This is a genomic window from Arsenophonus nasoniae DSM 15247 (assembly GCF_000429565.1).
Taxonomy (GTDB): Bacteria; Pseudomonadota; Gammaproteobacteria; order Enterobacterales; family Enterobacteriaceae; genus Arsenophonus; species Arsenophonus nasoniae.
Genome location: NZ_AUCC01000165.1, coordinates 1 through 2791, shown reverse-complemented (window position 1 = coordinate 2791; position 2791 = coordinate 1). Strand labels below are relative to the sequence as shown.

Below are 2791 nucleotides of genomic sequence, written 5' to 3'. Positions count from 1 at the left end.
ACCTTGACAGAGCCATGATTATAAGCGTAGGCAAAAAGTAATATTTCTGCATTTTCAGCATAGCGATGCGTACCACAATTAATCGGAATATCGCTATAGGTTTCTAAATCACAAAATAGTAAATTTTGCATAATCCATCCTTATCAGGCGGTTACGGGAAAACGCCCCATTTTAGGGTGATACCACTGACTGCCGCGTTTCTCAGACTCAAGCATCATCGTATCCAGCGCGTATTTAAATGCTTCTTCCTCAACTACCGACATTTGGGTAATCTGACCACCTGGCGCTACATGGGGCACTTTTTTATAAGGCACATTCCACGCCATCACTAACTGGCGACATTTCGCATCGCTTAAGCCATATTTTGTTTTAAGATAGCTATAACCTTGGAAATCCGCGGGGATAGTGCCTTGTTTTATATGTTCGATTTCTTCCGAAACTTGTTCTACCTGATGCTCGATACTCTTTAACCGACGCTCCTGTGCAACGTTAGCTAACGCCATTGCTGCGATAATTTCATTGGCGCTTTGTGGTTTGCTTTGCTGCTCCAGTTTATCAATCAGTGAACGGCGAACGGCTTTCGATTCACGGGCGGCAACACGAAGCGCTTGCTTAAGCATCATTTCGATAATTTCAATATCAGCGCCGTTTTTTTGACCTACACTTTTTGTGTAGGTCTCTCCTTCAAGTTCATCTTTAACCTTTTCAATAAATTTGTTGTTTCTAATTGGTGGTTCGCCGTGTTCTTTTCGTGTTTCGTTGACCATTAGCAGTAATTGTTGCGAGTCAATCGTTTCGTTATTGGAAAGTGTGACATTTGGTACATTCATTAAATTTTGCATATAAAAATTCCTCAATAATGAAATTGATGAAAAATTGCCCCTATAAAAAGGGGCGTTAAGATTAAATTAGTGACGTTCTAAGAAGTGGGTCAACTCACCTTCATACCACTGATCGGTGCGTGCGGTGATTATCCCGATTTGTTGATGGTGGAATTGCTCAAAAAGCTGTTTTATTTCCGCTAATACAGTATCGATGTTCTCACGTTTACGCAAAAGTCGTTTGATCGTTTGCTTTTCAGCGTCATTGATAATCTGGCGTAGTGCCTCGGTGATGTAGTAAATGCGTCTGCATTCGTCAGCCATTAACGGGATATGCTCTACCTGAAAACGCTCCGGTGAGGGTGTGCCAGTTACTTCGCGTAACGCTAGCCACACCGCATTACTCCATGAACGCTCAAAACGGAAGCCATTTGTCATACACCAAACTAAATGCGTCAGGTTACGAGTATCGGAGTGGGTAAAACGCTCTGCGGCTTTCGTTTGGGGTTGAGAATTGTTAACTTTTTTTGAATTAAAGTAACAATCTTCTAGTTGTTCGAATACATCCCATGCTTTATCTGTTTCAAGCATTTTTGCGTGGCGAGCGGCTCCTCGTTCTGTCCAAAGTATGGGACTGCGAGTTTTGGCAGATATTTGTGACTCGCTAAAAGATAGTCGCAAATTATTTAAGCATTCACCCGTAATTTTGAAGAAATGCTTACCTTCAATAAATCTACTATTGTTACGGTTATAATTTTGTTGAATCCTAATTACTTCGGTACCATACAAGTTAGCAAGTAGTTCAGTAGTGATAACAGGTATATTATCGTGAGTTAGAACTTTAAGGTTATCAAGAATGATGGTGTTCATTTTTCGTATCCTTTTCTAGAGGAAAGCCTGAACGGCTCAGGCGGCCAAGTGCTAGAAACTTGTACGAAGGCAAGCGGGCTTATTCCCATTACTGGTATTTTATTCACCCACACTCGGCCATATCTAAAATATGGACACAAAAAAACCGCTGAACTAACGGGCGCGGTTGCCGTTCGTAAGGTGTTTCTAGCACCTAAACGAACTATAGCGCATGATTTCTTCTTTCGTCAATGGTTATTGTTAGGTTATACTTACCTAAACACAGGGGGATTTCTTTATGGGCCAATTTGCATTTGATACTTTACAAGCGTCAGAAGAGCTTGAAAGTGCAGGTATTTCCAGAGAGCAAGCTAAGGCTATTTCGCTTGTTGTGCGTAAGTCTCACGAGGTTGCTGATGTAGCGACTAAAGCGGATATCATTGAACTTAAACGTGATATAGCTGATGTTCGCAAAGACATGGAGATAGTTCGCAAAGACCTACAACTTGAGATGTCAGGTATTCGTGCTGAACAAAAGTTAATGCGCTGGATGTTAGGTGCCGGTATTTTGGGTATCCTTTCTCTGGTGGTAAAAGCGTTTTTAATGCCAGCACTATAATCACTATTATGAGTTATTAGCTCAGTGGGTAGAGCAGTGGACTCTTAATCCATCGGTCGCAGGTTCGAGTCCTGCATAGCCCACCATTTTACCGATGGCTCTTTGCCAATCGCTTATTCTCTTTTCTCAAGTACTGGTTTTCTTCTGCCAGTAGTTGGATCATATTGATTAATGTTCTGGTTTCCTCATCAGCGTAAACGGGTTGTTCCAGGTTAAGCAGATAATGGTGGTTGTTACTGGGATTAGTAAGTGCAATGGTTTCACTCATATTATCTAATTTCATTTTTGAGACTCCTCGGGTTATTTACACGTTACATATCAAATTTTCCTTAAGATAAATTGAGTAAAAATCACTCATATTTTTGAGCGGTGCCTGATTGTTTAACCACCTCAGGCGGCGGTAGTTCCCTGGTGTTTAACTTGCCAATAACTCTTCTTCCTCAGCCATGCTCAGGTCGTCAAATTCGTCAACGGAGGCCACACTTCCACCGCTAAATGCATC

The 2791-nt window shown here is 41.6% G+C and carries 5 protein-coding genes, 1 tRNA gene and 1 pseudogene; 3 read left to right on the top strand and 4 right to left on the bottom strand.

Annotation, left to right across the window (positions count from 1 at the left end; all coding sequences use genetic code 11):
• Positions 1-143: 143 nt before the first annotated feature.
• Positions 144-842, bottom strand: coding sequence for a hypothetical protein (locus tag G468_RS24955; RefSeq protein WP_246067350.1), 699 nt, complete (start codon positions 840-842; stop codon positions 144-146).
• Between the two features lie 66 nt (positions 843-908).
• The gene (locus G468_RS23525; RefSeq protein WP_034250333.1) at positions 909-1691 is read right to left on the bottom strand and encodes an ORF6N domain-containing protein; all 783 of its coding nucleotides are present in this window, start codon (positions 1689-1691) and stop codon (positions 909-911) included.
• A 48-nt stretch (positions 1692-1739) separates the two neighbouring features.
• Between G468_RS23525 and G468_RS0116835 the strand changes: the two genes are divergently transcribed.
• The 3 genes from G468_RS0116835 to G468_RS0116825 all read left to right on the top strand — a co-directional run bounded on the left by G468_RS0116835 (position 1740) and on the right by G468_RS0116825 (position 2375).
• The gene (locus tag G468_RS0116835; RefSeq protein WP_026824020.1) at positions 1740-1988 is read left to right on the top strand and encodes a hypothetical protein; all 249 of its coding nucleotides are present in this window, start codon (positions 1740-1742) and stop codon (positions 1986-1988) included.
• Positions 1969-2289 (top strand): CCDC90 family protein, encoded by a 321-nt coding sequence (locus G468_RS0116830; RefSeq protein WP_026824019.1) that lies wholly within the window; start codon positions 1969-1971, stop codon positions 2287-2289. Before G468_RS0116835 ends, G468_RS0116830 begins: the two co-directional genes overlap by 20 nt.
• Positions 2290-2299: 10 nt before the next feature.
• Positions 2300-2375, top strand: a tRNA-Lys gene (locus G468_RS0116825).
• A gap of 2 nt (positions 2376-2377) precedes the next feature.
• Here G468_RS0116825 and G468_RS0116820 read toward each other — a convergent pair.
• Together G468_RS0116820 and G468_RS24015 are read right to left on the bottom strand one after the other, a co-directional pair.
• Positions 2378-2572: a hypothetical protein gene (locus G468_RS0116820; RefSeq protein ID WP_026824018.1), complete on the bottom strand. Its 195-nt coding sequence runs from the start codon at positions 2570-2572 to the stop codon at positions 2378-2380.
• A 132-nt stretch (positions 2573-2704) separates the two neighbouring features.
• Positions 2705-2791: pseudogene (locus tag G468_RS24015) on the bottom strand (DUF2815 family protein); the annotation flags it as partial.